The 20,290-nt window shown below is 69.2% G+C and carries 24 protein-coding genes, 1 tRNA gene and 1 riboswitch; of the genes, 16 read left to right on the forward strand and 9 right to left on the reverse strand.

What is annotated here, in order from left to right:
- Nucleotides 1-73: 73 nt before the first annotated feature.
- From ACFC51_RS05915 to ACFC51_RS05930, 4 genes are all read left to right on the forward strand, one after another.
- Nucleotides 74-508, forward strand: a complete 435-nt coding sequence (locus tag ACFC51_RS05915; protein ID WP_376527145.1) for a Mov34/MPN/PAD-1 family protein — start codon at nucleotides 74-76, stop codon at nucleotides 506-508.
- A 119-nt stretch (nucleotides 509-627) separates the two neighbouring features.
- Nucleotides 628-741, forward strand: a complete 114-nt coding sequence (locus ACFC51_RS05920; RefSeq protein ID WP_015577357.1) for a putative leader peptide — start codon at nucleotides 628-630, stop codon at nucleotides 739-741.
- A 112-nt stretch (nucleotides 742-853) separates the two neighbouring features.
- Nucleotides 854-1,132: a MoaD/ThiS family protein gene (locus tag ACFC51_RS05925; protein WP_376380094.1), complete on the forward strand. Its 279-nt coding sequence runs from the start codon at nucleotides 854-856 to the stop codon at nucleotides 1,130-1,132.
- Nucleotides 1,132-2,082 (forward strand): cysteine synthase, encoded by a 951-nt coding sequence (locus ACFC51_RS05930; RefSeq protein WP_365774433.1) that lies wholly within the window; start codon nucleotides 1,132-1,134, stop codon nucleotides 2,080-2,082. The genes ACFC51_RS05925 and ACFC51_RS05930 overlap by 1 nt, the downstream gene beginning before the upstream one ends.
- A 66-nt stretch (nucleotides 2,083-2,148) precedes the next feature.
- Here ACFC51_RS05930 and ACFC51_RS05935 read toward each other — a convergent pair whose 3' ends face one another.
- The gene (locus tag ACFC51_RS05935; RefSeq protein WP_376367359.1) at nucleotides 2,149-2,631 is read right to left on the reverse strand and encodes a type II toxin-antitoxin system PemK/MazF family toxin; all 483 of its coding nucleotides are present in this window, start codon (nucleotides 2,629-2,631) and stop codon (nucleotides 2,149-2,151) included.
- A 173-nt stretch (nucleotides 2,632-2,804) separates the two neighbouring features.
- Between ACFC51_RS05935 and ACFC51_RS05940 the strand changes: the two genes are divergently transcribed.
- Nucleotides 2,805-3,557 carry an MBL fold metallo-hydrolase gene (locus ACFC51_RS05940; protein ID WP_376367357.1) on the forward strand — a complete coding sequence of 251 codons (753 nt, stop codon included), beginning with the start codon at nucleotides 2,805-2,807 and terminating at the stop codon, nucleotides 3,555-3,557.
- 73 nt (nucleotides 3,558-3,630) lie between these two features.
- Here ACFC51_RS05940 and ACFC51_RS05945 read toward each other — a convergent pair whose 3' ends face one another.
- Both ACFC51_RS05945 and ACFC51_RS05950 read right to left on the reverse strand, forming a co-directional pair.
- On the reverse strand, nucleotides 3,631-4,896 hold the full coding sequence (locus tag ACFC51_RS05945; protein ID WP_376367355.1) for a PTS transporter subunit EIIC: 1,266 nt from the start codon (nucleotides 4,894-4,896) through the stop codon (nucleotides 3,631-3,633).
- A gap of 251 nt (nucleotides 4,897-5,147) precedes the next feature.
- Complete coding sequence (locus tag ACFC51_RS05950) at nucleotides 5,148-6,404, reverse strand: PTS transporter subunit EIIC (RefSeq protein ID WP_376367354.1); 1,257 nt, start codon at nucleotides 6,402-6,404, stop codon at nucleotides 5,148-5,150.
- 221 nt (nucleotides 6,405-6,625) lie between these two features.
- Here ACFC51_RS05950 and ACFC51_RS05955 point away from each other — a divergent pair, with 221 nt between their 5' ends.
- The 4 genes from ACFC51_RS05955 (at nucleotide 6,626) to rdgB (ending at nucleotide 8,843) form a co-directional block, all read left to right on the forward strand.
- Complete coding sequence (locus ACFC51_RS05955) at nucleotides 6,626-6,859, forward strand: glucose PTS transporter subunit EIIB (protein ID WP_014156020.1); 234 nt, start codon at nucleotides 6,626-6,628, stop codon at nucleotides 6,857-6,859.
- Nucleotides 6,860-6,983: 124 nt separating this feature from the next.
- Entirely contained in the window at nucleotides 6,984-7,721 is a 738-nt protein-coding gene (gene rph / locus ACFC51_RS05960) for a ribonuclease PH (RefSeq protein WP_376367352.1), read from the forward strand.
- Nucleotides 7,722-7,823: 102 nt separating this feature from the next.
- Nucleotides 7,824-8,219: a hypothetical protein gene (locus ACFC51_RS05965; protein WP_376367350.1), complete on the forward strand. Its 396-nt coding sequence runs from the start codon at nucleotides 7,824-7,826 to the stop codon at nucleotides 8,217-8,219.
- Between the two features lie 21 nt (nucleotides 8,220-8,240).
- Nucleotides 8,241-8,843, forward strand: coding sequence for an RdgB/HAM1 family non-canonical purine NTP pyrophosphatase (rdgB, locus tag ACFC51_RS05970; RefSeq protein WP_376367348.1), 603 nt, complete (start codon nucleotides 8,241-8,243; stop codon nucleotides 8,841-8,843).
- Nucleotides 8,844-8,895: 52 nt separating this feature from the next.
- On the opposite strand, the gene ACFC51_RS05975 is transcribed toward rdgB, so the two are convergent.
- The 5 genes from ACFC51_RS05975 to bcp form a co-directional block, all read right to left on the reverse strand.
- A tRNA-Leu gene (locus ACFC51_RS05975) sits at nucleotides 8,896-8,970 on the reverse strand.
- Nucleotides 8,948-9,823 carry an HNH endonuclease gene (locus ACFC51_RS05980; RefSeq protein ID WP_376527147.1) on the reverse strand — a complete coding sequence of 292 codons (876 nt, stop codon included), beginning with the start codon at nucleotides 9,821-9,823 and terminating at the stop codon, nucleotides 8,948-8,950. Before ACFC51_RS05980 ends, ACFC51_RS05975 begins: the two co-directional genes overlap by 23 nt.
- Nucleotides 9,820-10,446 carry an HNH endonuclease gene (locus tag ACFC51_RS05985; protein ID WP_376527149.1) on the reverse strand — a complete coding sequence of 209 codons (627 nt, stop codon included), beginning with the start codon at nucleotides 10,444-10,446 and terminating at the stop codon, nucleotides 9,820-9,822. The genes ACFC51_RS05980 and ACFC51_RS05985 overlap by 4 nt, the downstream gene beginning before the upstream one ends.
- Nucleotides 10,447-10,588: 142 nt before the next feature.
- Nucleotides 10,589-12,085 (reverse strand): glycine betaine/L-proline transporter ProP, encoded by a 1,497-nt coding sequence (proP, locus tag ACFC51_RS05990; RefSeq protein WP_376367344.1) that lies wholly within the window; start codon nucleotides 12,083-12,085, stop codon nucleotides 10,589-10,591.
- Between the two features lie 128 nt (nucleotides 12,086-12,213).
- Entirely contained in the window at nucleotides 12,214-12,681 is a 468-nt protein-coding gene (bcp, locus tag ACFC51_RS05995) for a thioredoxin-dependent thiol peroxidase (protein ID WP_376527151.1), read from the reverse strand.
- Nucleotides 12,682-12,809: 128 nt separating this feature from the next.
- On the opposite strand from bcp, the gene ACFC51_RS06000 reads away from it, so the two are divergent.
- From ACFC51_RS06000 to ACFC51_RS06010, 3 genes are all read left to right on the forward strand, one after another.
- Entirely contained in the window at nucleotides 12,810-13,160 is a 351-nt protein-coding gene (locus ACFC51_RS06000) for a DUF3618 domain-containing protein (protein WP_376367340.1), read from the forward strand.
- 79 nt (nucleotides 13,161-13,239) lie between these two features.
- Nucleotides 13,240-13,575: a co-chaperone GroES gene (locus tag ACFC51_RS06005; RefSeq protein ID WP_099173024.1), complete on the forward strand. Its 336-nt coding sequence runs from the start codon at nucleotides 13,240-13,242 to the stop codon at nucleotides 13,573-13,575.
- Between the two features lie 60 nt (nucleotides 13,576-13,635).
- Nucleotides 13,636-13,701: riboswitch (guanidine-III (ykkC-III) riboswitch) on the forward strand.
- 36 nt (nucleotides 13,702-13,737) lie between these two features.
- Entirely contained in the window at nucleotides 13,738-14,058 is a 321-nt protein-coding gene (locus tag ACFC51_RS06010; protein ID WP_376367338.1) for a DMT family transporter, read from the forward strand.
- A gap of 9 nt (nucleotides 14,059-14,067) precedes the next feature.
- Here the strand turns inward: ACFC51_RS06010 and ACFC51_RS06015 are convergent, their stop codons facing one another.
- The gene (locus ACFC51_RS06015; RefSeq protein WP_376527152.1) at nucleotides 14,068-16,569 is read right to left on the reverse strand and encodes a transglycosylase domain-containing protein; all 2,502 of its coding nucleotides are present in this window, start codon (nucleotides 16,567-16,569) and stop codon (nucleotides 14,068-14,070) included.
- 146 nt (nucleotides 16,570-16,715) lie between these two features.
- Between ACFC51_RS06015 and ACFC51_RS06020 the strand changes: the two genes are divergently transcribed.
- The 4 genes from ACFC51_RS06020 to ACFC51_RS06035 are packed head-to-tail and all read left to right on the forward strand — an operon-like array spanning nucleotide 16,716 to nucleotide 20,113.
- On the forward strand, nucleotides 16,716-17,516 hold the full coding sequence (locus ACFC51_RS06020; RefSeq protein ID WP_376367334.1) for an ABC transporter permease: 801 nt from the start codon (nucleotides 16,716-16,718) through the stop codon (nucleotides 17,514-17,516).
- Complete coding sequence (locus ACFC51_RS06025; RefSeq protein ID WP_376367332.1) at nucleotides 17,509-18,378, forward strand: ABC transporter permease; 870 nt, start codon at nucleotides 17,509-17,511, stop codon at nucleotides 18,376-18,378. The genes ACFC51_RS06020 and ACFC51_RS06025 overlap by 8 nt, the downstream gene beginning before the upstream one ends.
- 9 nt (nucleotides 18,379-18,387) lie before the next feature.
- Nucleotides 18,388-19,365 (forward strand): ATP-binding cassette domain-containing protein, encoded by a 978-nt coding sequence (locus ACFC51_RS06030; protein WP_376527153.1) that lies wholly within the window; start codon nucleotides 18,388-18,390, stop codon nucleotides 19,363-19,365.
- A gap of 34 nt (nucleotides 19,366-19,399) precedes the next feature.
- The gene (locus ACFC51_RS06035; RefSeq protein WP_376367329.1) at nucleotides 19,400-20,113 is read left to right on the forward strand and encodes a DUF1707 domain-containing protein; all 714 of its coding nucleotides are present in this window, start codon (nucleotides 19,400-19,402) and stop codon (nucleotides 20,111-20,113) included.
- Nucleotides 20,114-20,290 lie beyond the last annotated feature (177 nt).

Genomic DNA, 20,290 nt, shown 5'->3' on the forward strand with positions numbered 1-20,290 from the left:
GCCCTGTCCGGCATCCGGGCCCTCCCGTACCACCCCTCGGTACGGGAGGGCCCGTCTGCTTATCCTGGGCGCCATGCTGACCATCACCCAGGCGCTCCACGACCAGATCGTCGCCCACGCCCGCGCCGACCACCCCGACGAGGCGTGCGGCGTGGTCGCCGGCCCCGCGGGAACGGGCCGCGCCGAACGCTTCGTCCCCATGCTCAACGCCGCACGCTCACCCACGTTCTACGAGTTCGACTCCGCGGACCTGCTGAAGCTCTACCGCGACATGGACGACCGCGACGAGGAGCCGGTGATCATCTACCACTCCCACACCGCGACCGAGGCGTACCCCTCCCGCACCGACCTCACCTACGCCAACGAGCCCGGCGCCCACTACGTGCTGGTCTCCACCGCGGACACCGACGACGCCGGCCCCTTCCAGTTCCGCTCGTACCGCATCGTGGACGGTGAGATCACCGAGGAAGAGGTCGAGATCGTCGAGGCGTACCCCCCGGCGGCCTGACGCCCGCGGGCGGATCCGGAACCGCCGGCTCCCGCCGCATGTCCGACTGGCGAACGCTCGCCATCCAGCATGTGGGATCACACTCCGGTTCCGGGGTGGGGAATCGATACGATGAGCGCATGGTTCCCCATGACGTGAGCGACAAGACGCCGGGCATGCTGCTCGTCGCGCGGCTGCACGTCGACCTGTGCAGGCTCTCCAGCGCGATGTGTCCGGCTGCCGCCTGCCCGTGAACCGCCCGGCCTGAGCCGCGGCCCGAGCGCACCACGTACGCACCACCCCCGCGCGGGGGCACACAAACGCGCGCCCCACGCCACCTCACCGCTTTCGACAGGAGCCCACGCCATGGCCATCGAGGTCCGCATCCCGACCATCCTCCGCACCTACACCGACGGCGCCAAGGCGGTCGAAGGCAGCGGGGAGACCCTCGCCGACCTCCTGACCGACCTGGAGACCCGCCACAACGGCATCCGTGAGCGCATCGTCGACGGCGACCAGCTGCGCCGCTTCGTGAACGTCTACCTCAACGACGAGGACGTCCGCTTCCTCGACGGCATCTCCACCAAGCTCGCCGACGGCGACAACGTCACCATCCTCCCGGCCGTCGCCGGCGGCATGCGCTGATGCGGTACGACTCCCCGCTGGCGGCCGTGGGCAACACCCCCCTGGTCCGCCTCCCGCGGCTGTCCCCGTCCGAGGACGTCCGGATCTGGGCCAAGCTCGAGGACCGCAACCCCACCGGCTCGATCAAGGACCGCCCCGCGCTCCACATGGTCGAGCAGGCGGAGAAGGACGGCCGCCTGACACCCGGCTGCACGATCCTCGAACCCACCAGCGGCAACACCGGCATCTCGCTCGCCATGGCGGCCACGCTCAAGGGCTACCGCATCGTCTGCGTCATGCCGGAGAACACCTCGCAGGAGCGGCGCGACCTGCTCACCATGTGGGGCGCCGAGATCATCTCGTCCCCCGCCGCCGGGGGCTCCAACACCGCCGTACGCGTGGCCAAGGAACTCTCCGCCGAGCACCCCGACTGGGTCATGCTCTACCAGTACGGGAACCCGGACAACGCCGGCGCCCACTACGCCACCACCGGACCGGAGATCCTCACCGACCTCCCGTCCATCACACACTTCGTGGCCGGACTCGGCACCACCGGCACCCTCATGGGCGTCGGCCGGTACCTCCGCGAGAACAAGCCGGACGTCAGCGTCGTCGCCGCCGAACCGCGCTACGACGACCTCGTCTACGGCCTGCGCAACCTCGACGAGGGCTTCGTGCCCGAGCTCTACGACGCCTCCGTGCTCACCACCCGCTTCTCCGTCGGCTCCGCCGACGCCGTCACCCGCACCCGCGAGCTCCTCCAGCAGGAGGGCATCTTCGCGGGCGTCTCCACCGGCGCCGCCCTCCACGCCGCGATAGGCGTGGGCAGGAAGGCGGTCAAGGCGGGCGAGTCCGCCGACATCGTCTTCGTCGTCGCCGACGGCGGCTGGAAGTACCTGTCGACCGGCGTCTACACCGCCCCCACGACGGAGGCCGCCATCGAGACCCTGCAGGGCCAGCTCTGGGCCTAGCGGGCACGTTCTTCACCACGGAGGGCGCGGCGCGGGAGGACATCCCGCGCCGCGCCCTCCGTCCGCTCACCCCAGCCCGCGCACCCGCCCCCACACCGCGGGGTCCAGCTCGCCCGCCTTCCGCCGGAACCCCGACACCGCCACGTCCCGCAGCTCGTCCGTCTCCAGGAAGCTCTGCCGGCCCCGCGCGTCACCCACCGAACCGGGCGGCAACGCGATCACCCCGGGCCGCTCCTCGTGGTGCTTGCTCGTGATCTTGGCGACGACCGCCGTGCCGCCCCGCACCGACAGCACCAGGCACGGCCGGTCCTTGGACCCCGGCCCGTCCTCGTACGGCACGTCCGCCCACCAGATCTCCCCGGGCCGCGGAGCCCCGTGAGGCCGGCCCCTCTTCCGTTCGGGAGCCCGCCCCGGAGCACGCCCCGGCGGACGCGTCCGCCCACCCGGACGCCGCGGCCCGCGCCCTCCCCGGCCTCTCGCATCGGAGACCGTCGCCACGAGAGCGAGCAGCACGACCACGGCCAGCGCCAACCACCACCACATGTTCATGTCCCGACCGTACCGGCGACCCCACCGCACCCGGCCTTCCATCGAACCGGTGACAGCACAGGTGAGTTCCCCCACAACGGCAGGCCGTAGAGGAGCGACCAGCGGTTTCGCGCCTTACGCTCGACGGACCGCACGAACCCTCCCCGTTCCCACGCCTCGGAGGTTCACGCTCCATGAAGCTCACCGTCGTCGGCTGCTCCGGCTCGTTCCCCTCCACGGGTTCGGCATGCTCGAGCTACCTCGTAGAGGCCGACGGCTTCCGGCTGCTCCTCGACATGGGCAACGGCGCCCTGGGCGAGCTGCAGCGCCACGTAGGTCTCTACGACCTCGACGCCATCTTCCTCAGCCACCTCCATGCCGACCACTGCATCGACATGTGCGCGTACTTCGTCGTCCGCTACTACCGCTTCGACGGAGGACGCCCCGCCGCCATCCCCGTGTACGGACCCGAGGGCACCGAGCAGCGGCTGACCACGGCCCACGCCGACACCCCGTCCGACCACGCGATGGGCGAGGTCTTCGACTTCCACACGCTGAAGTCCGGATCGTTCGACATCGGCCCCTTCTCGGTCCGTACGGAGAAGCTCTGCCACCCGGTCGACACCTTCGGCATCAGGATCGAGCACGGCGGGCGCACCCTCACGTACTCCGGCGACACCGGCACCTGCGACGCGCTGGCCGAACTCGCCGAGGGCGCGGACCTGTTCCTCTGCGAAGCATCGTTCGTCCACGGCAAGGAGGACATCCCGGACCTCCACCTCAACGGCCGCGAGGCGGGCGAGTACGCCGCCGGAGCCGGAGCGGGACGCCTCGTCCTCACCCACATCCCGCCGTGGACCGACGCCGACCGCAACCTCGCCGACGCGCGCGAGGTCTACGACGGCCCGGTCGAGCTGGCGGTGCCGGGCGCGGTGTACGAGGTCTAGGCCACGACGACACGGCGAAACCCCGCCCTCCACGAGGAGGACGGGGTTTCGCCGTCGAGCGGGCGGGGCCGGACTACTTGGCCTCGGCCTTCTGGAGCTCGGCGAGCTCCTCGTCGGACTCACGGCCCGGCGTCGGAAGGTTGAACTTGGTGATCGCGAACCGGAAGACCACGTAGTAGATCACCGCGAAGCAGAGGCCGACCAGGACCAGCATCCACGGCTTCGACGCGATGCCCAGGTTCAGCAGGAAGTCGACCAGACCGGCCGAGAAGCCGAAGCCGTCCTTCATGCCGAGCGCCCAGGTCAGGGCCATCGAGACACCGGTCAGCACCGCGTGGATCGCGTAGAGCACCGGGGCGATGAACATGAACGTGAACTCGATCGGCTCGGTGACACCCGTGACGAACGAGGTCAGCGCGAGCGAGAACATCATGCCGCCGACGACCTTGCGGCGCTCCGGACGGGCACAGTGGACGATCGCCAGGCACGCCGCGGGGAGGGCGAACATCATGATCGGGAAGAAGCCGGTCATGAACTGTCCGGCGTTCGGGTCACCCGCGAGGAAGCGGGAGATGTCACCGTGGGCGCCGTTGTACTCGCCCGCCTGGAACCACGGGAAGGAGTTCAGCAGGTGGTGCATGCCGACCGGGATCAGCGCACGGTTGGCGACACCGAAGATGCCCGCGCCGACCGCGCCGGAACCGACCAGCCACTCACCGAAGTTGTGCAGGCCCGCACCGAGCACCGGCCAGATGAGACCGAAGACGATGCCGATGACCAGACCCGCGAAGGCGGAGAGGATCGGGACCAGACGGCGGCCGCTGAAGAAGCCCGCCCAGTCGGGCAGCTTCGTCCGGTAGAACTTCTGGTACAGCAGGGCCACGACTATGCCCATCACGACACCGCCGAGCACACCCGCGTTGACCGGGGCGTCGTTCATGACGATCTTGCCGTCGGCGACGCTCGCGACCTGCGGAAGGTTGCTGTCGGTGAAGGTGGCGAGCACCTTCTGGAAGACCAGGTAACCGGTGACCGCGGCCAGGGCGGTCGAGCCGTCCGACTTCTTCGCGAAGCCGATGGCGATGCCGACGGCGAACAGCAGGGCCATGTTGTCGAGAATGGCGCCACCGCCGGCCGCCATGTAGCCGGCCAGCTTCGTGATGACGGTGGGGAACGACTCGCGGCCGAGCATGTCGGCATTGCCGAGCCGGACCAGCAGCGCCGCCGCGGGCAGGACCGCGACCGGCAGCATCAGGCTGCGGCCGATGCGCTGCATGACAGCCATCACGCCGGCGCCACGCTTCTTCGCGGGGGCCGCCGGAGCGGTGTCCGTACTCATCAACTTCCTCCAGTAGGCAAGGCGCCGCCAGGGACAGGGTTTCGGAGGGCGGCGACTCGAGGAACGCGGCGGCAAAGACGGCCGCGTGGTCTGGACCACTCAGTGGTGTAGACCAGTTTTAGCACGGTGAGGGTTAGATAAGGAACCTGCAAATCCTTACGATCTGGGACGTAGTTCCCCCGCCACCCTGGGTGACAGGCGAAGGCCCCCGGACCGAAGGGTCCGAGGGCCTTGCGGAGCTGGAGAAGCCTCTACTTCGTGAGGTCCTCCTCCGTCTTCGCCTCCTCCTCCACGGGCTCGCGCCCCGGGGTCTGGAGGTTGAACTTCGTGATCGCGAACCGGAAGATCACATAGTAGATCACCGCGAAACACAGCCCGATCGGGATGATCAGCCACGGTTTCGTGTCCAGATGCCAGTTGACGACGTAGTCGATCAACCCGGCGGAGAAGCTGAACCCCGCGTGCACGCCGAACGCCCACGTGACCCCCATCGAGACGCCCGTCAGGATCGCGTGCACCCCGTACAGCAGCGGCGCCACGAACAGGAACGAGAACTCCAGCGGCTCCGTCACCCCCGTCACGAACGACGTCAGCGCCACGGACAGCATCAGTCCGGACACCTCCTTGCGCCGCTCCGGACGGGCGCAGTGCGCGATGGCCAGTGCGGCCGCCGGCAGGCCGAACATCATGATCGGGAAGAACCCGGAGGTGAACTGGCCCGCCGACGGGTCCCCGGCGAAGAAGCGGGAGATGTCGCCCTGCACGGTGCCGTCGGAGCCGGTGAACTCGCCCGCCTGGAACCAGAAGAAGGTGTTCAGGAACTGGTGCATACCGATCGGGATCAGCAGTCGGTTCGCGAAACCGAAGATCGCCGCACCCCACGCACCCAGATCGATCAGCTGCTTGGCGAACCACGTCAGCGCGTCGCCCACCGGCTGCCACAGCAGCCCGAACAGCGTCCCCAGGATCACGCAGAGGAACGCCATCAGGATCGGGACCAGGCGGCGCCCGTTGAAGAAGCCCAGCCAGTCCACCAGCTTCGTCCGGTGGTAGCGCTGCCACACGACGGCGGTCAGCAGCCCGATGATGATGCCGCCCAGGACGCCCGGATTCTGCGGCACCCCGTCCGGGGTGGCCTCGGTGACGGAGTCGTCCACCGGGAACGCCGCCAGTACGCCCCGGTAGACGAGGAAGCCGGCGACGGCGGCGAGCGCCGTCGAGCCGTCCGCCTTCTTCGCGAAGCCGATCGCGACACCGATGCAGAACAGCAGGGGCAGGCCCAGCTCGCCGTCGAGGATCGCCGTCCCGCCGTTGAGAAGCACCTTCGCGAACTTGTCCCAGAACGCGCCGTGCAGGGAGGAGTCGAAGAGATTGCCGAGGCTGACGAGGAGACCCGCCGCGGGCAGGACGGCCACCGGCAGCTGCAGGCTGCGGCCGACCTTCTGCAGCCCCTGGACCGGCCCGTTCCACCACTTCCGCTGCGGTGCTGTCGCCGCGTTCGAGCTCATCGGCATCCTCCCGGAACACGCCAGGTTTGGCGGTCGTTGCAAACTGGTGTAGACCAGTTGCGATACGGTGCGGAGCCCTGCCGAAAGGCGGAGCGCCGGTGATCGTCATCATTGGGGACTGCGCGGTTACCCGCCCGTGAAGTTGGGCCAACCGTGCGTTACCGTGACGAAACGGACCCATGGTGGGCCGCCCCACGCACGCACAGACCAGGGAGAAGGACATGGCCAGCAAGGCTGAGAAGATCGTCGCCGGGCTCGGCGGTATCGAGAACATCGACGAGATCGAAGGCTGCATCACCCGCCTCCGCACCGAGGTCCACGACCCCAGCAAGGTCGACGAAGCCGCGCTCAAGGCCGCCGGAGCCCACGGCGTCGTCAAGATGGGCACCGCGATCCAGGTCGTCATCGGCACCGACGCCGACCCCATCGCCGCCGACATCGAAGACATGATGTGACCGGCTGACCGGCCGGCCCACCCAGGTCCCACGCGCAGGCCCCGCTCCGCCCCCGACCGGACAGGAGCGGGGCCTGCCGTGCACCCGAACGGACCCGGCCGCCCCAGCCGATAGGCTCGACGCCATGTCTCGTATCGACGGCCGCACCCCCGAACAGCTCCGCCCCGTCACCATCGAACGCGGATGGAGCAAGCACGCCGAAGGCTCCGTACTCATCTCCTTCGGCGACACCAAGGTCTTCTGCACCGCCTCCGTCACCGAAGGCGTCCCGCGCTGGCGCAAGGGCAGCGGCGAAGGATGGGTCACCGCCGAGTACTCCATGCTGCCCCGCTCCACCAACACCCGCGGCGACCGCGAATCCGTACGCGGAAAGATCGGCGGTCGTACCCACGAGATCAGCCGCCTCATCGGCCGGTCCCTGCGCGCCGTGATCGACTACAAGGCCCTCGGCGAGAACACGATCGTCCTCGACTGCGACGTCCTCCAGGCCGACGGCGGCACGCGCACCGCAGCCATCACCGGCGCCTACGTCGCCCTCGCCGACGCCATCGCCTGGGCCCAGGGCAAGAAGATCATCAAGCACGGCCGCAAGCCCCTCACCGGCACCGTCGCAGCCGTCAGCGTCGGCATCGTCGACGGCATCCCCCTCCTCGACCTCTGCTACGAGGAGGACGTCCGCGCCGACACCGACATGAACGTCGTCTGCACCGGCGACGGCCGCTTCGTCGAGGTCCAGGGCACCGCCGAGGCCGAGCCCTTCGACCGCGCCGAGCTCAACGCCCTCCTCGACCTCGCCACCGCCGGCTGCACCGACCTGGCCAAGCTCCAGGAAGAGGCACTCGCCCGCACACTCGGCGAGTAAAGAAGCAACCAAATACGCAGCGCACAGCGTCGTAGCGGGTACGGGCGCACGGGTCGAACCGTGCGTCCGTCCACGTATCCGCCCCCGGGGAGGGACCGCACCATGGCCACGCGCCGACACCACCGACGCCGCACCGCACTTGCCGTCACGGCCACGCTGCTGACGCTGACCGCCGCCGTCGGCTGCGGCGCCGTCGACAAGGCCCTGGACTGCGTCCGCACCGCCGACGCCATCGCCACCAGCGTCAACAACCTCCAGCAGGCCGTGTCCAACGCCTCCGACGACCCGACGCAGGCGTCCGAATCCCTGGACCAGATCGACAAGGAACTCAAGGACCTCGGCGACACCACGGACAACGCCGACCTGAGCAAGGCCGTCGACGACCTCCAGGCAGGCGTCACCAACGTCCGCGACTCCATCGACAAGGGCGACGCCACCCCCGACATCACGCCCGTCACCGACGCGGCCGCCGAGATCGGCAAGGTCTGCACCCCCTGACCCGGCGGCGATAATCGACGCATGACGCGCCTGATCCTCGCCACCCGCAACGCCGGGAAAATCACCGAACTCCACGCGATCCTCGCCGACGCGGGCCTCACCCACGACCTCGTCGGCGCGGACGCGTACCCCGACATCCCCGACGTCAAGGAAACCGGCGTCACCTTCGCCGAGAACGCCCTCCTCAAGGCCCACGCCCTGGCCCAGGCCACCGGCCACCCGGCCGTGGCCGACGACTCCGGCCTCTGCGTCGACGTCCTCGGCGGCGCCCCCGGCATCTTCTCGGCCCGCTGGTCCGGCGTCCACGGCGACGACCAGGCCAACCTGGACCTGCTCCTCGCCCAGCTCGGCGACATCTCCGCCCCCCACCGCGGGGCCTACTTCGCCTGCGCAGCCGCCTTGGCCCTCCCCGACGGCACAGAACGCGTGGTCGAGGGCCGCCTCACAGGCACCCTGCGCACCGCCCCGGCCGGCGCGTACGGATTCGGCTACGACCCGATCCTGGAACCCGACGGCGAGACCCGGACGTGCGCGGAGCTCACCCCGGCGGAGAAGAACGCGATCAGCCACCGCGGCAAGGCGTTCCGGGCCCTGGTGCCGGTGGTGCGGGAGCTGGTGGGGTAACAGAAACGAGGCCTTCACCTTTGATGTGAAGGTGAAGGCCTCATTTGACCTGTGGGCCCGGTGGGATTTGAACCCACGACACACCGGTTCTAAGCCGGCGCCCTCTAGCCTGCTGGGGTACGGGCCCGCGTTTCACTACTGTACTGGGTGGGTCTTTGCCGCTTTGAGAAGGTGGCGGTCTGACTGTGGCACGACGGACACAAGTAGCGCAGGTTCTCGCGACGATTGTCCAGATGGTCACCGTTGATGTGATCGATCTCCAGTACAAGACGCTTGCCCTGCCAGGTGTCCCCGATGTCACACGCGGAACACACGCGCGGGCGTCCGATCTCATCAAGTGCACGACGCAGAAGTGAGGTTCGGGTTCGTGTGGCCCCGGACTCCCTGCGCTGAAGGATCTCGGATGCAGCTCTGCGGTAAGGAGAGCTGGAGCCCCTGGTGTGCCCCTGTCCGGTGAAGTGGGCGGTTGAGAGGCCGTATTCCGTGAGACTCCGTTTCACGCGGGCGCGCGCCGCGCCGTTGTTCGTCTGGCAGAGAAGCTTCAATACTCCGGCCAAGCTCGTGGACTCCGCGACGGCGGAGGCCAGTTCGTGTCGGGGAGTCACAGGCGGGCCGTATCTGCGGCCGTTGGTGAAATGTGAGGTGTCGATCCCAAGGTGATCGAGCCTCCTCCTGATGTAGCCGTAGGGGCCGTCGTCGGGCGGGACGTCCATGTATTCCAGCATTTCCCGGATGCTGTGTGAGTGAGTGGCAGCTTCCTCGAGCAGTTCCCGTGTGTACGACCGCCTCTGTCGTTCAGGGAGGGCGTCGTCAACGAAGTGTGTGGTGTCGATGCCGTACAGCTTGAGTCGGTCGCGCACGTAGCGCAGAGGTCTACTGCCAAGCGGTGCACCCAGTCGCCTGAGCAGGTCGACGAGGCTGGTCGAGGCGGCCGCGGTCCGGGTCAGCAGTTCGCGAGGGTATTTGTGCTGGCCGCTCATGCGTACCTCCGTCGATTGCGCCCGCGATAGGTATCCGTCACGGCATGGCAGTTCGGGCAGAGCAGACGCAGATTCTCGGGTCGGTTGTCCCACCACTTGCCGCTCATATGGTCGACCTCGAGCCGCAGCGGCCTGCCGTTCCATTCCGTGCCGATGCCGCACAGGGCGCACGACTCCGCGATGCCTGTCCGGATGAGCTCACGGTGTAGCCGGTCGCCGGGAATTCTGCCGTTCGACGGAGATCCCAGGGTCAGCGGGTTACCCAAAGCGCCCTTGGGGCGGCTTCGGTGAGTGCGCAGAAAGTGCGACGTGTCGATCCGGAGAGCGGTGATCCGGCGACCGATGTGGGCTTGGTTGCCCCCTACCGGGTTGATACCCAGTCGGCGAACGACTTCCGCCACGCTCTTGGAGCAGGCGACCAACTCGCGCAACCGCTCCTCTGTGTGGCGCACTCTGGGATCGGTGAAGTGCGAGATGTCGATCTTCGATTCGGCCATCTTCGCCCGCAGATAGCGCCTGCTCCCTGGTGTCGGTGTCCCCCCGCACCATCGAACGGCGTCGTTGCAGTTGGTCGTCTCGCGCGCTGCTTCTTCGAGTAGCTCGCGGGTGTATCGAACCGGCATGTCCCCTCCGCATCCGGCCGCGCGTTCGTGGCCTCGTACGGAGCAACGAACCGTTAATCGGATGGTCACGTCCGGAATGCGACGAGATGTGGAAGGGCCCGTACCGCTTGATGGCGGTACGGGCCCTTCCGTGGGGACGGGGTCAGAACTTCGGATCCGGGCTCTGGGCGTGGACCAGTTCGGCGGCTTCCTCTTCCGTCTCGACCGACGGCGGGGAGCCGGCCAGCGGCTTGTTGGCCGTCTCCTTCATGCAGGCCACCGCGATCACACCGACCAGGGCCGCCGCCATCGCGTAGTACGCCGGCATGAGGTTCGAGCCGCTCCAGCTGATCAGGGCGGTGATCACCAGCGGGGTCGTACCGCCGAAGATCGAGGCCGAGAGGTTGTAGCCGACCGACAGGGAGCCGTAGCGGACGTTGGTCGGGAACAGGGCCGGGAGCGCCGCGGACATCGTGCCCAGCATGCAGACCAGGGAGAGGCCCAGCATGACCATGCCGATGGCGATCGCCGGGATGCTGCCCTGGCGGATCAGGAGGAACGACGGCAGGGAGAGGAACAGGAAGCCGAGCATTCCGGCCATCAGCAGCGGCTTGCGGCCGAAGCGGTCGGAGAGCTTGCCGAACTGGCTGATGATCACCATCAGCAGGACCATGACGCCGAGCAGGATGAGCAGGCCGTGGGTCTCGCTGTAGCCGAGCTCGTCCGAGAGGTACGTCGGCATGTACGAGAGCAGCATGTAGTCGGCGATGTTGTACGCGCCGACCAGGGCGATGCAGAGGATGAGCGTCGGCCAGTACTGGCGGAAGATCTTCGCGAGGTCGCCCTTGGCGGTGGACTCGACGTGGTCGGCGGCCTCGGTGGCGTGGGCCGTGCCGCCCTCCAGCTTCTGGAAGGCGGGGGTCTCGTCGAGGCGCAGTCGCAGGTAGAGGCCTACGAGGCCGAGAGGTCCGGCGACGAGGAACGGGATGCGCCAGCCCCAGGACTCCATCTGGCCGTCGTCGAGGACGGCGTAGAGGAGGGTGACGAGGCCGGCGGCGCCGACGTATCCGGCGAGGGTGCCGAATTCGAGGAAGCTGCCGTAGAAGCCGCGGCGCTTGTCGGGGGCGTACTCGGCGATGAAGGTCGAGGCGCCGCCGTACTCACCGCCGGTGGAGAAGCCCTGGAGCATCCGGAAGAAGATCAGCAGGACCGCGGCCCAGACGCCGATGGTGCCGTGGGAGGGGATGAGGCCGATCGCGAAGGTGCCGATCGCCATGAGGATCATGGTGAGGGCGAGGACCTTCTTGCGGCCGATCTTGTCGCCCATGGGGCCGAAGAACATTCCGCCGAGGGGCCGGACGAGGAAGGCCACGGCGAAGGTCGCGAACGACGAGAGGAGCTGGGTGGTGTCGTTCCCGGACGGAAAGAACACGTGTCCGATGGTGACGGCCAGGTAGGAGTAGATGCCGAAGTCGAACCACTCCATGGCGTTACCGAGTGACGCCGCCTTCACCGCGCGCTTGACCGCCTGGTCGTCGGTGACGGTGATGTCGGTCCGACGGAGCCGGGGGTTCTGGCGCTTCCGGATGGCCCGGAAGAGCGCAGGATGGCGCTTGACCGCATCAGGGTCGGCCACCTGGTGGGGGTCGGAGGCCGCCATGGCCGGTTCCTTTCGTCGAACGGTGTTCCAGGAAAGGCTTCTGCGCGGTCATGGCGGTTGCAAACCGAATCAACGGCTGATTGCGATCTCGATCACATCCATTTCGGCCAGGATCGGCCGGAAAGGGATCAGATGCCGAGGTCCTTGATGATCTTGGCGACGTGGCCGGTCGCCTTGACGTTGTAGAGGGCCTTCTCCACCTTGCCCTCTTCGTCGACCACAAACGTGGAGCGGATCACGCCCGTCACCACTTTGCCGTAGAGCTTCTTCTCTCCGAACGCGCTGTACGCCTCCAGGGTCTCCTTGGAGGGGTCGCCGACCAGTGTGACCTTGAGGTTCTCCTGCTCGCGGAACTTGGCGAGCTTCTCCGGCTTGTCGGGCGACACGCCGATGACGTCGTAACCGGCTCCCGCGAGGACGTCCAGGTTGTCGGTGAAGTCGCAGGCCTGCTTGGTGCACCCGGGGGTAAGTGCGGCGGGGTAGAAGTAGACGATGACCTTGCGGCCCTTGTGGTCCGCGAGCGAGATCTCGTTGCCGTCGGCGTCCGGAAGGGTGAAGGCGGGGGCGGTGTCGCCGGTCTGGAGTCGCTCGCTCATGTTTCTCCTCGAGTGGCACGTGGGCTGTGTGGCACCGAGCGTAATAGGGGGTGCCGCCGGGTGTAGGGGCGGCCGAGCTGACAGACTGTCGATGAAGGTTTACCCGAGACGACCACGGAGGCGGCGCAGTGTCGGACACGAGGAGCCCTGCGCAGATCGAGGCGGACATCATCAGCAGGCGTGCGCAGCTCGCCGTGGTGCTGGACGAGATCGGGGTGCGGGTGCACCCGAAGACGATGATCGGTGACGCGAAGGCGAAGGTGGCGTCGACGGTGGACCGTACGGCGGGGCGTGCCTTCGTCGCGGTGAACCGTTCGGTTTCGGACGTGAAGGCGCAGTTCGTGGCCGAGGACGGGTCGCCCCGGCTGGAGCGGGTGATTCCGGCGGCGCTGGTGGTGGCCGGTGCGGTGGCGCTGCTGACGCTGTCCTCGGGGTCTTCGAGGTCGTCGCGTCGGTCTTCGCGGCGCAAGAGGCGCTGACGGCGGCGGGTTCCGGGCTGCCCTGGGGCGTGCGGACGGGCTCGGGGCAGGTAGGTTTCGGGGCGTGAGGGACAACGGCATGAGCAACACCGACGACAAGCTGCCGATCCGGATGCTGCACGACCGTGTGCTGGTCCGGTCCGATTCGCCCGAGGGTGAGCGGCGGTCGGGCGGCGGCATTCTGATTCCGGCGACGGCTGCGGTCGGCCGGCGTCTGGCGTGGGCCGAGGTGGTCGCGGTGGGTCAGAACGTACGGACCGTGGAGCCGGGTGACCGTGTGCTGTACGACCCGGAGGACCGTGCCGAGGTCGAGGTGCGGGGTGTGGCGTACGTGCTGATGCGTGAGCGGGACCTGCATGCGGTGGCGGCGGACCGGTTCGAGGGTTCGGTGGATTCGACCGGGCTGTATCTGTAGGCGGACGTGGCGTGAGTGGGCCTGGTGACTGTCGTCACCAGGCCTTTTGTCTGTTCTGTGGGCTTGCTACGGTGGTGTGACCCCGACGAGACGCGCCGTACCGGGTTTCCGCAAAGACGACGCACCCGTGTGTTTCGCGTGTGTCGTCGTGGAGGTGCCGTCGTGGCGTGGGTTCTGTTGATCGTGGCCGGTCTGCTGGAAGTGGGCTGGTCGATCGGGATGAAGTACACCGAGGGGTTCACCCGGCTGTGGCCGAGTGTGGGCACCGGGCTGGGGATCGTGCTCAGCATGCTGTTGCTGTCGCAGGCGGCGAAGACGCTGCCGATCGGTACGGCGTACGGCGTGTGGGTGGGGATCGGTGCGGCGGGTGCGGCGGTGCTGGGCATGGTCGTGCTGAACGAGCCGGTGACCGCCGCCCGTATCTTCTTCGTCTGTCTGCTGCTGGTGGCCGTGGTGGGGCTGAAGGCGACGTCCGGGCACTGAACCGAGGTGTCAGGGGCGGGTGGGGCCGTGGGGGTCCTGCCCGCCCCTTTCCTGTCGGTCGGCGGGCCGGTCTCCGGGCTGGTCGCCGGGTTCCCTGTCCTCGTGCTCCCCGCCGGGTCGCAGGGCGGCGGGTTCGCGGAGTCCGGGGGCGCGTGACGGTGCGTCGGCGGGGGTGGCGGTGCGGGGGTTTCCCGCGGCGGGGGAGGCCGCGGAGGGTGTGTCCTGTGTGCGGGTGCCGCCGTCGCGTTCCTGGCGGGTTTCCCCGGTGCCCGGCTCGTCCGTCCCGTCCCGCTGTCCGCCGTCCTCGCGTTCGCGGCGTTCCCTGCGCTCCCTGCGTTCCTGGCGGTCCCCGGTGTCTCCGGCTTCCTCGGTGTCCTCGGTGTCCTCGCCCTCGGCGCTCTCGTCCGGGTCGGGTTCCTCGGGGCCTTCGTCGGCTTCCAGGTCGAAGCCCCGCACCTCGCTGCCTTCGAGTGCGGCGCGGGTGTACGCGGCCCAGGTCTGGGCGGGGGCGCCGCCGCCGTTCATGCGGGCGAGGCCGAGAGCGCCGTAGAGGGGTTTCTGGACGCCGGTGCCGGGATCCTGGCCCATGACGGCGACGACGGTGGCGAGCTCGGGGGTGTAGCCGGCGAACCAGGCGGCCTTGTCCTCCTCGGCGGTGCCGGTCTTTCCCGCGGCGGGGCGGCCGGCGGCCGATGCGGCGGTGCCGGTGCCGCCGTCGACGACGCTGCGCAGGACGGAGGTGGTGGTGTCGGCGGCTTCGCGGGGGATGGCGCGCCGGGTGGTCCTCTTGGGGACGGCGAGGGCGGTGGCGTTCTTAGTGATCTTGGTGACCAGGGTGCGGGGGCGCTGTCTGCCGTGGTCGGCGAGGGTGGCGTAGGCGGAGGCCATGTCGAGGACGCTGGCGGTGGCGGGGCCCAGGGCGATGGAGGGGGAGGCGGTGAGGTCGGGGGTGTCGCGGGGGATGCCGAGGGCGATCGCGGTGTTCTTGACCTCGTCGGGTCCGACGTCCTGAGCCATCTGGGCGTAGACGGCGTTGACGGATTTGTCGGTGGCCTCGCGGACGGTGATGGAGCCGTAGTCGACGTCGTCCTCGTTGGCGGGGGAGTAGTCGGTGGGGCCGGTGGCGGCCTGGACGGTGCGTTCGTTGTCGCCGTTGTAGTGGGTGTTGGGGGTGATGGGGCGGTCCTTCTGGGTGGTGGACCCGTTGGCGAGGGCGGCGGCGAGGACGAAGGGCTTGAAGGTGGATCCGACCTGGTAGTCGCGGCGTGTGGCGTTGTTGACGAACTGCTTGGTGTAGTCGATGCCGCCGTAGAGGGCGACGACGTGGCCGGTGGCGGGGTCGACGGAGGCGCCGCCGGCGCGGACGTTGCGGTCGGCCTCGCGGTCGGTGCTGGTCTTGGCGAGGACGTTGTCCTCGACGGCTTCGACGAGGGCGTCCTGCTTCTTCTTCTGGAGGGTGGTGGTGATGCGGTAGCCGCCGGTGGCGAGGGTCTTCTCGTCGATGATCTTGTTCTGGGCGAGGTAGTCGTCGACCGCGTGGACGATGTAGCCGCGCTGGCCCGAGAGGGCGGTGGCGGGCTTGGCCTTGCCGGGGACGGGGAAGGTCATGGCGTCGCGGTCGGCTTCGGTGAGCCAGTGGTGCTTGACCATGCCGTCGAGGACGTACTTCCAGCGGGCGAGGGCGGCCTTCTTGTTCTCGGGGTGGGTGACGACGTCGTAGGAGCTGGGGGCGTTGAGGAGGGAGGCGAGGTAGGCGCCTTCGCCGGCGTCGAGGTCCTCGACGTCCTTGCCGTAGTAGGCGTGGGAGGCGGCCTGGATGCCGTAGGCGTTGCGGCCGAAGTAGCTGGTGTTGAGGTAGCCCTCGAGGATCTCGTCCTTGCTCTGTTCGCGGTCGAGCTTGATCGAGATGAAGAATTCCTTGGCCTTGCGGACGACGGTCTGCTCCTGGCCGAGGTAGTAGTTCTTGACGAACTGCTGGGTGATGGTGGAACCGCCCTGTCTGCCCTTGCCGGTGACGGTGTTCCAGCCGGCGCGGAGGGTGGCCTTGATGTCGATGGCGTCCTCGGAGTAGAAGTCCCGGTCCTCGGCGGCGAGCACGGCGTGCTGGATGGTGCGGGGGATGCGGCGGAGGGGGATGTTCTCGCGGTTGATCTCGCCGTCGCGGGCGATGACGGTCTTCCCGTCGGCGTACAGGTAGACGTTGGACTGGGCCGTCGCGCTGGCGTTGGCGGCGGGGATGTCGACGATCTGGTAGCCGGCGATGAATCCGCCGACGAGGAGCAGGGCGAGGAGGAGCACGCCGCCGAGGACCATGCGCCAGGTGGGGACGGCGCGGCGCCATCCGGTGCGCTTGGGCCGCTTGGGGCGTTTTGTGCGCCCCTTGGTGGCTTGTGCGCCGTTCGGGTGCGGGGTGTCGGCGGTGGGGGACGCGGCCGAGGGGTCTCGGGGGGCCCAGCCCCCGGAGCCCTGCTGACCAGGGTCTCCGCCGTGCTGCTGTGGCTCGTCGCTCATGACTGTGGAGGCTCCTCGACTGCGGATGATTTTCCTATAGTGCACTTTTCGGACGGATAACCCTCGGAACCCTCCACGGAAATGGGGTCGCGGCGGCCGAACGCCGTGGACTAACGTCGTGCGCTTTGGCGGAGGAGGGGGGCGAGGTGCGGCTCTATGCCGTGGTGGCGGCCGGAGGGTTCCGGCGGTATGCCACCTACCGGGTGGCGACGCTCGCGGGGGTGTTCACCAACACCGTCTTCGGCTTCATCATGGCGTACACCTACATCGCCCTGTGGGACGAGCGTCCGCAGCTGGGCGGGTACGACATGTCCCAGGCGGTCACCTATGTGTGGCTGGGTCAGGCTCTGCTGATGACCTGCGCGATGATGGGCGGCGGCTTCGAGGACGAGCTCATGGAGCGCATCCGTACGGGCGACATCGCGGTCGACCTGTACCGGCCGGCCGATCTGCAGCTGTGGTGGATGGCGGGGGACCTGGGCCGGGCGGCGTTCCATCTGCTGGGGCGCGGGATCGTGCCGATGGTCCTGGGGGCCCTCGCCTTCGACCTGGCGCTGCCCGCCTCGCCCTGGACCTGGCTCGCCTTCCTGGTGTCCGTGGCGCTCGGGGTCGTGGTGAGCTTCGCGGTGCGCTTCCTGGTGGCGCTCTCCGCGTTCTGGCTGATGGACGGGGCGGGGGCGATGCAGATCGCCTGGCTGGCCGGGCTGTTCTTCTCCGGGATGCTGCTGCCGCTGAACCTTTTCCCCGGGGCGCTGGGGGAGGTGGCGCGGGCCCTGCCGTGGTCGTCGCTGCTGCAGGTGCCCGCCGATGTGTTCCTCGGTACGTACACGGGCGCGGATCTGCTGGGGGCGTACGCCTTCCAGGCCGGCTGGGCGGTGGCGCTGCTGCTGGCGGGGCGGCTGCTCCAGTCGGTGGCGACCAGGAGGGTGGTGGTCCAGGGTGGTTGAGGCCGGGACCGGGACGGCCCGCGTCGAGCCGGAGACCGTGTTCGCCGAGCGGTCGCGGCTGGTCGAGGGGGTGCGGGCGTACGGGCTGATCGTGGCGATGTGGCTGCGCTCGACGATGGCGTACCGCGCGTCGTTCGTGATGACGGCCCTCGGGAACTTCGTGGCGACGGGGTTCGACTTCGTCGCGATCCTGCTGATGTTCACGCACGTCGACGTGCTGGGCGGCTTCACGCTGCCGGAGGTCGCGTTGCTGTACGGGGCGTCGGCGACCGCGTTCGGCCTGTCCGACCTGCTTCTGGGGTCGATGGACCGGCTGGGTCGGCGAGTGCGGGACGGGACGCTGGACACACTGCTGGTGCGGCCCGTGCCGGTGCTGGCGCAGGTGGCGGCGGACCGGTTCGCGCTGCGCAGGCTGGGGCGGATCACGCAGGGGCTGCTGGTGCTGGGCTACGCGCTGGGGGCGCTGGACATCGCGTGGACCCCGCTGAAGGTGGCCATGCTGCCGCTGATGGTGCTGAGCGGGGCGGCCGTCTTCGGGGCGGTGTTCGTGGTGGGCGCGGCGTTCCAGTTCTACGCCCAGGACGCGTCGGAGGTGCAGAACGCGTTCACGTACGGGGGGACGACGCTGTTGCAGTACCCGCCGTCGGTCTTCGCGAAGGAGCTGGTGCGCGGGGTGACGTTCGTGGTGCCGCTGGCCTTCGTGAGCTGGCTGCCCGCCCTGTACGTGCTGGGCCGGGACTATCCGCTGGACCTGCCCCGGTGGGTGGCGTTCCTGCCGCCGGTGGTGGCCGCGGGGTGCTGGGTGCTCGCGGGGCTGGCGTGGCGGGCGGGGCTGCGGGCCTACCGCAGTACGGGAAGCTGAGGAGTGGGCGTGGACGACAGGGACTTCATCGAGCTCGACGGTGTCGAGAAGGTGTTCGACGTACGCCGGAGGACCGGCTTCATGCGCCGTGAGCGGCGTGAGGTGCGGGCGGTGGACGGGATCAGCTTCCGGGTGCCCCGTGGCGAGATGGTCGGCTACATCGGCCCGAACGGGGCGGGGAAGTCGACGACGATCAAGATGCTGACGGGCATTCTCACCCCGAGCGGCGGACGGCTGCGGGTCGCCGGGGTCGACCCCTCCCGGGACCGTACGAAGCTGGCGCACCGGATCGGTGTGGTGTTCGGGCAGCGCACGACGCTGTGGTGGGACCTGCCGCTGCGTGACTCGTACCGGCTGATGCACCGGATGTACCGGATCCCGGACCGCCGCTACCGGGAGAACCTGGAGCGGTGTGTGGAACTGCTGGACCTGGGTGAGCTGCTGGAGGTGCCGGTGCGTCAGCTCTCGCTGGGGCAGCGGATGCGGGGGGACATCGCGGCGGCGCTGCTGCACGACCCGGAGGTGCTCTACCTGGACGAGCCGACGATCGGGCTGGACGTGGTGTCCAAGGCCAAGGTGCGCGGGTTCCTGCGGGACCTGAACGCCGAGCGGTCGACGACCGTCCTGCTGACCACCCACGATCTGACCGACATCGAGCAGTTGTGCAAGCGCGTGATGGTGATCGACCACGGCCGTCTGGTGTACGACGGCGCGCTCGCCGGGCTGCACGAGGCGGGGGAGAGCGAGCGGATGCTGGTCGTGGACCTGGAGCGGGAACTGCCGCCGATCGAGCTGGGGTCGGAGCCCTCGGTGCGGGTGGTGAGGGTGGAGGGGCCCCGGCAGTGGCTGGCGTTCCCGGCGGCCGCCTCGGCCGCGCCGCTGGTGGCGCGTATCGCGGCGGACTATCCCCTGGTCGACCTGTCGGTGCGCGAGCCGGACATCGAGTCCGTGATCGCCAGGATGTACGTGCCGGATCCTGCTCTCTAGGCCCGTCCCGAGGTTGCTCTATAGGGTGCGCGGTATGACAAGTGAAAACCCGGACATGCGTGCCTCCGACGCGGAACGTGAGCGGGTCGCCGAGACCCTGCGTGAGGCCGTGGCCGAGGGCCGGCTGGAGTTGGACGAGTTCGAGCAGAGGCTCGACGCGACGTTCAAGGCGCGTACGCACGGGGAGCTGGTGCCGCTCGTGCGTGACCTGCCGGTGCCGGGTGGGCCGTCCGGGGCGGTGACGGGTGCGGTTGCGGGGGCGAGCGGCTCGGCCGTGGACTGGCCGTCCCGGATCGGCGGCACCCCCACCTCGTCGGGAGGGTTCGCCTTCTGGGGAGGGTTCAGCAGGAAGGGCCGCTGGACGGTGGGGCCGACGTTCACCGCGTTCGCGATGTGGGGCGGTGGCGAGATCGACCTGCGCGAGGCCCACTTCGCGGAGCGCGACGTCGTGATCCGCTGCTTCACGATCATGGGCGGGATGCAGGTGACCGTGCCGCCGGACCTCGATCTCCAGGTCAGCGGGTTCGGTGTCATGGGCGGGTTCGGCGAGCACTCCAAGCTCGACGAGGAGCCGGAGGCCGCCCCTGGCGCCCCGCGGGTGACGGTCACCGGGTTCGCGCTGATGGGCGGGGTCGGTGTGGAGCGCAAGCGGCGGAAGGCGGAGAAGCGGCGGCTCCAGGAGCAGGAGCAGGAGCGGCTGCGGCTGGAGAAGCGGGACCGCGGGGACGGGCGCAAGGAGCTGGGCTGACGCGCCCCGGCGCGCTGGGCGGCCGGGTGGTGCACCCCCGGCCGCGGGGCGCCGGACCGCCTCCGGCCGGGGCTCCGGACCGCCCCCGGCCGCGGGGCGCCGGACCGTGTCCCCCGGCTGCCGGGTCGTGAGGGCGGCCGAGCGTGCGGGGGCCGGCGCAGGAAGACCGCCCCCGTC

The sequence above is a fragment of the Streptomyces sp. NPDC055962 genome (genome assembly GCF_042270185.1).
In the GTDB taxonomy this organism is placed as follows: domain Bacteria; phylum Actinomycetota; class Actinomycetes; order Streptomycetales; family Streptomycetaceae; genus Streptomyces.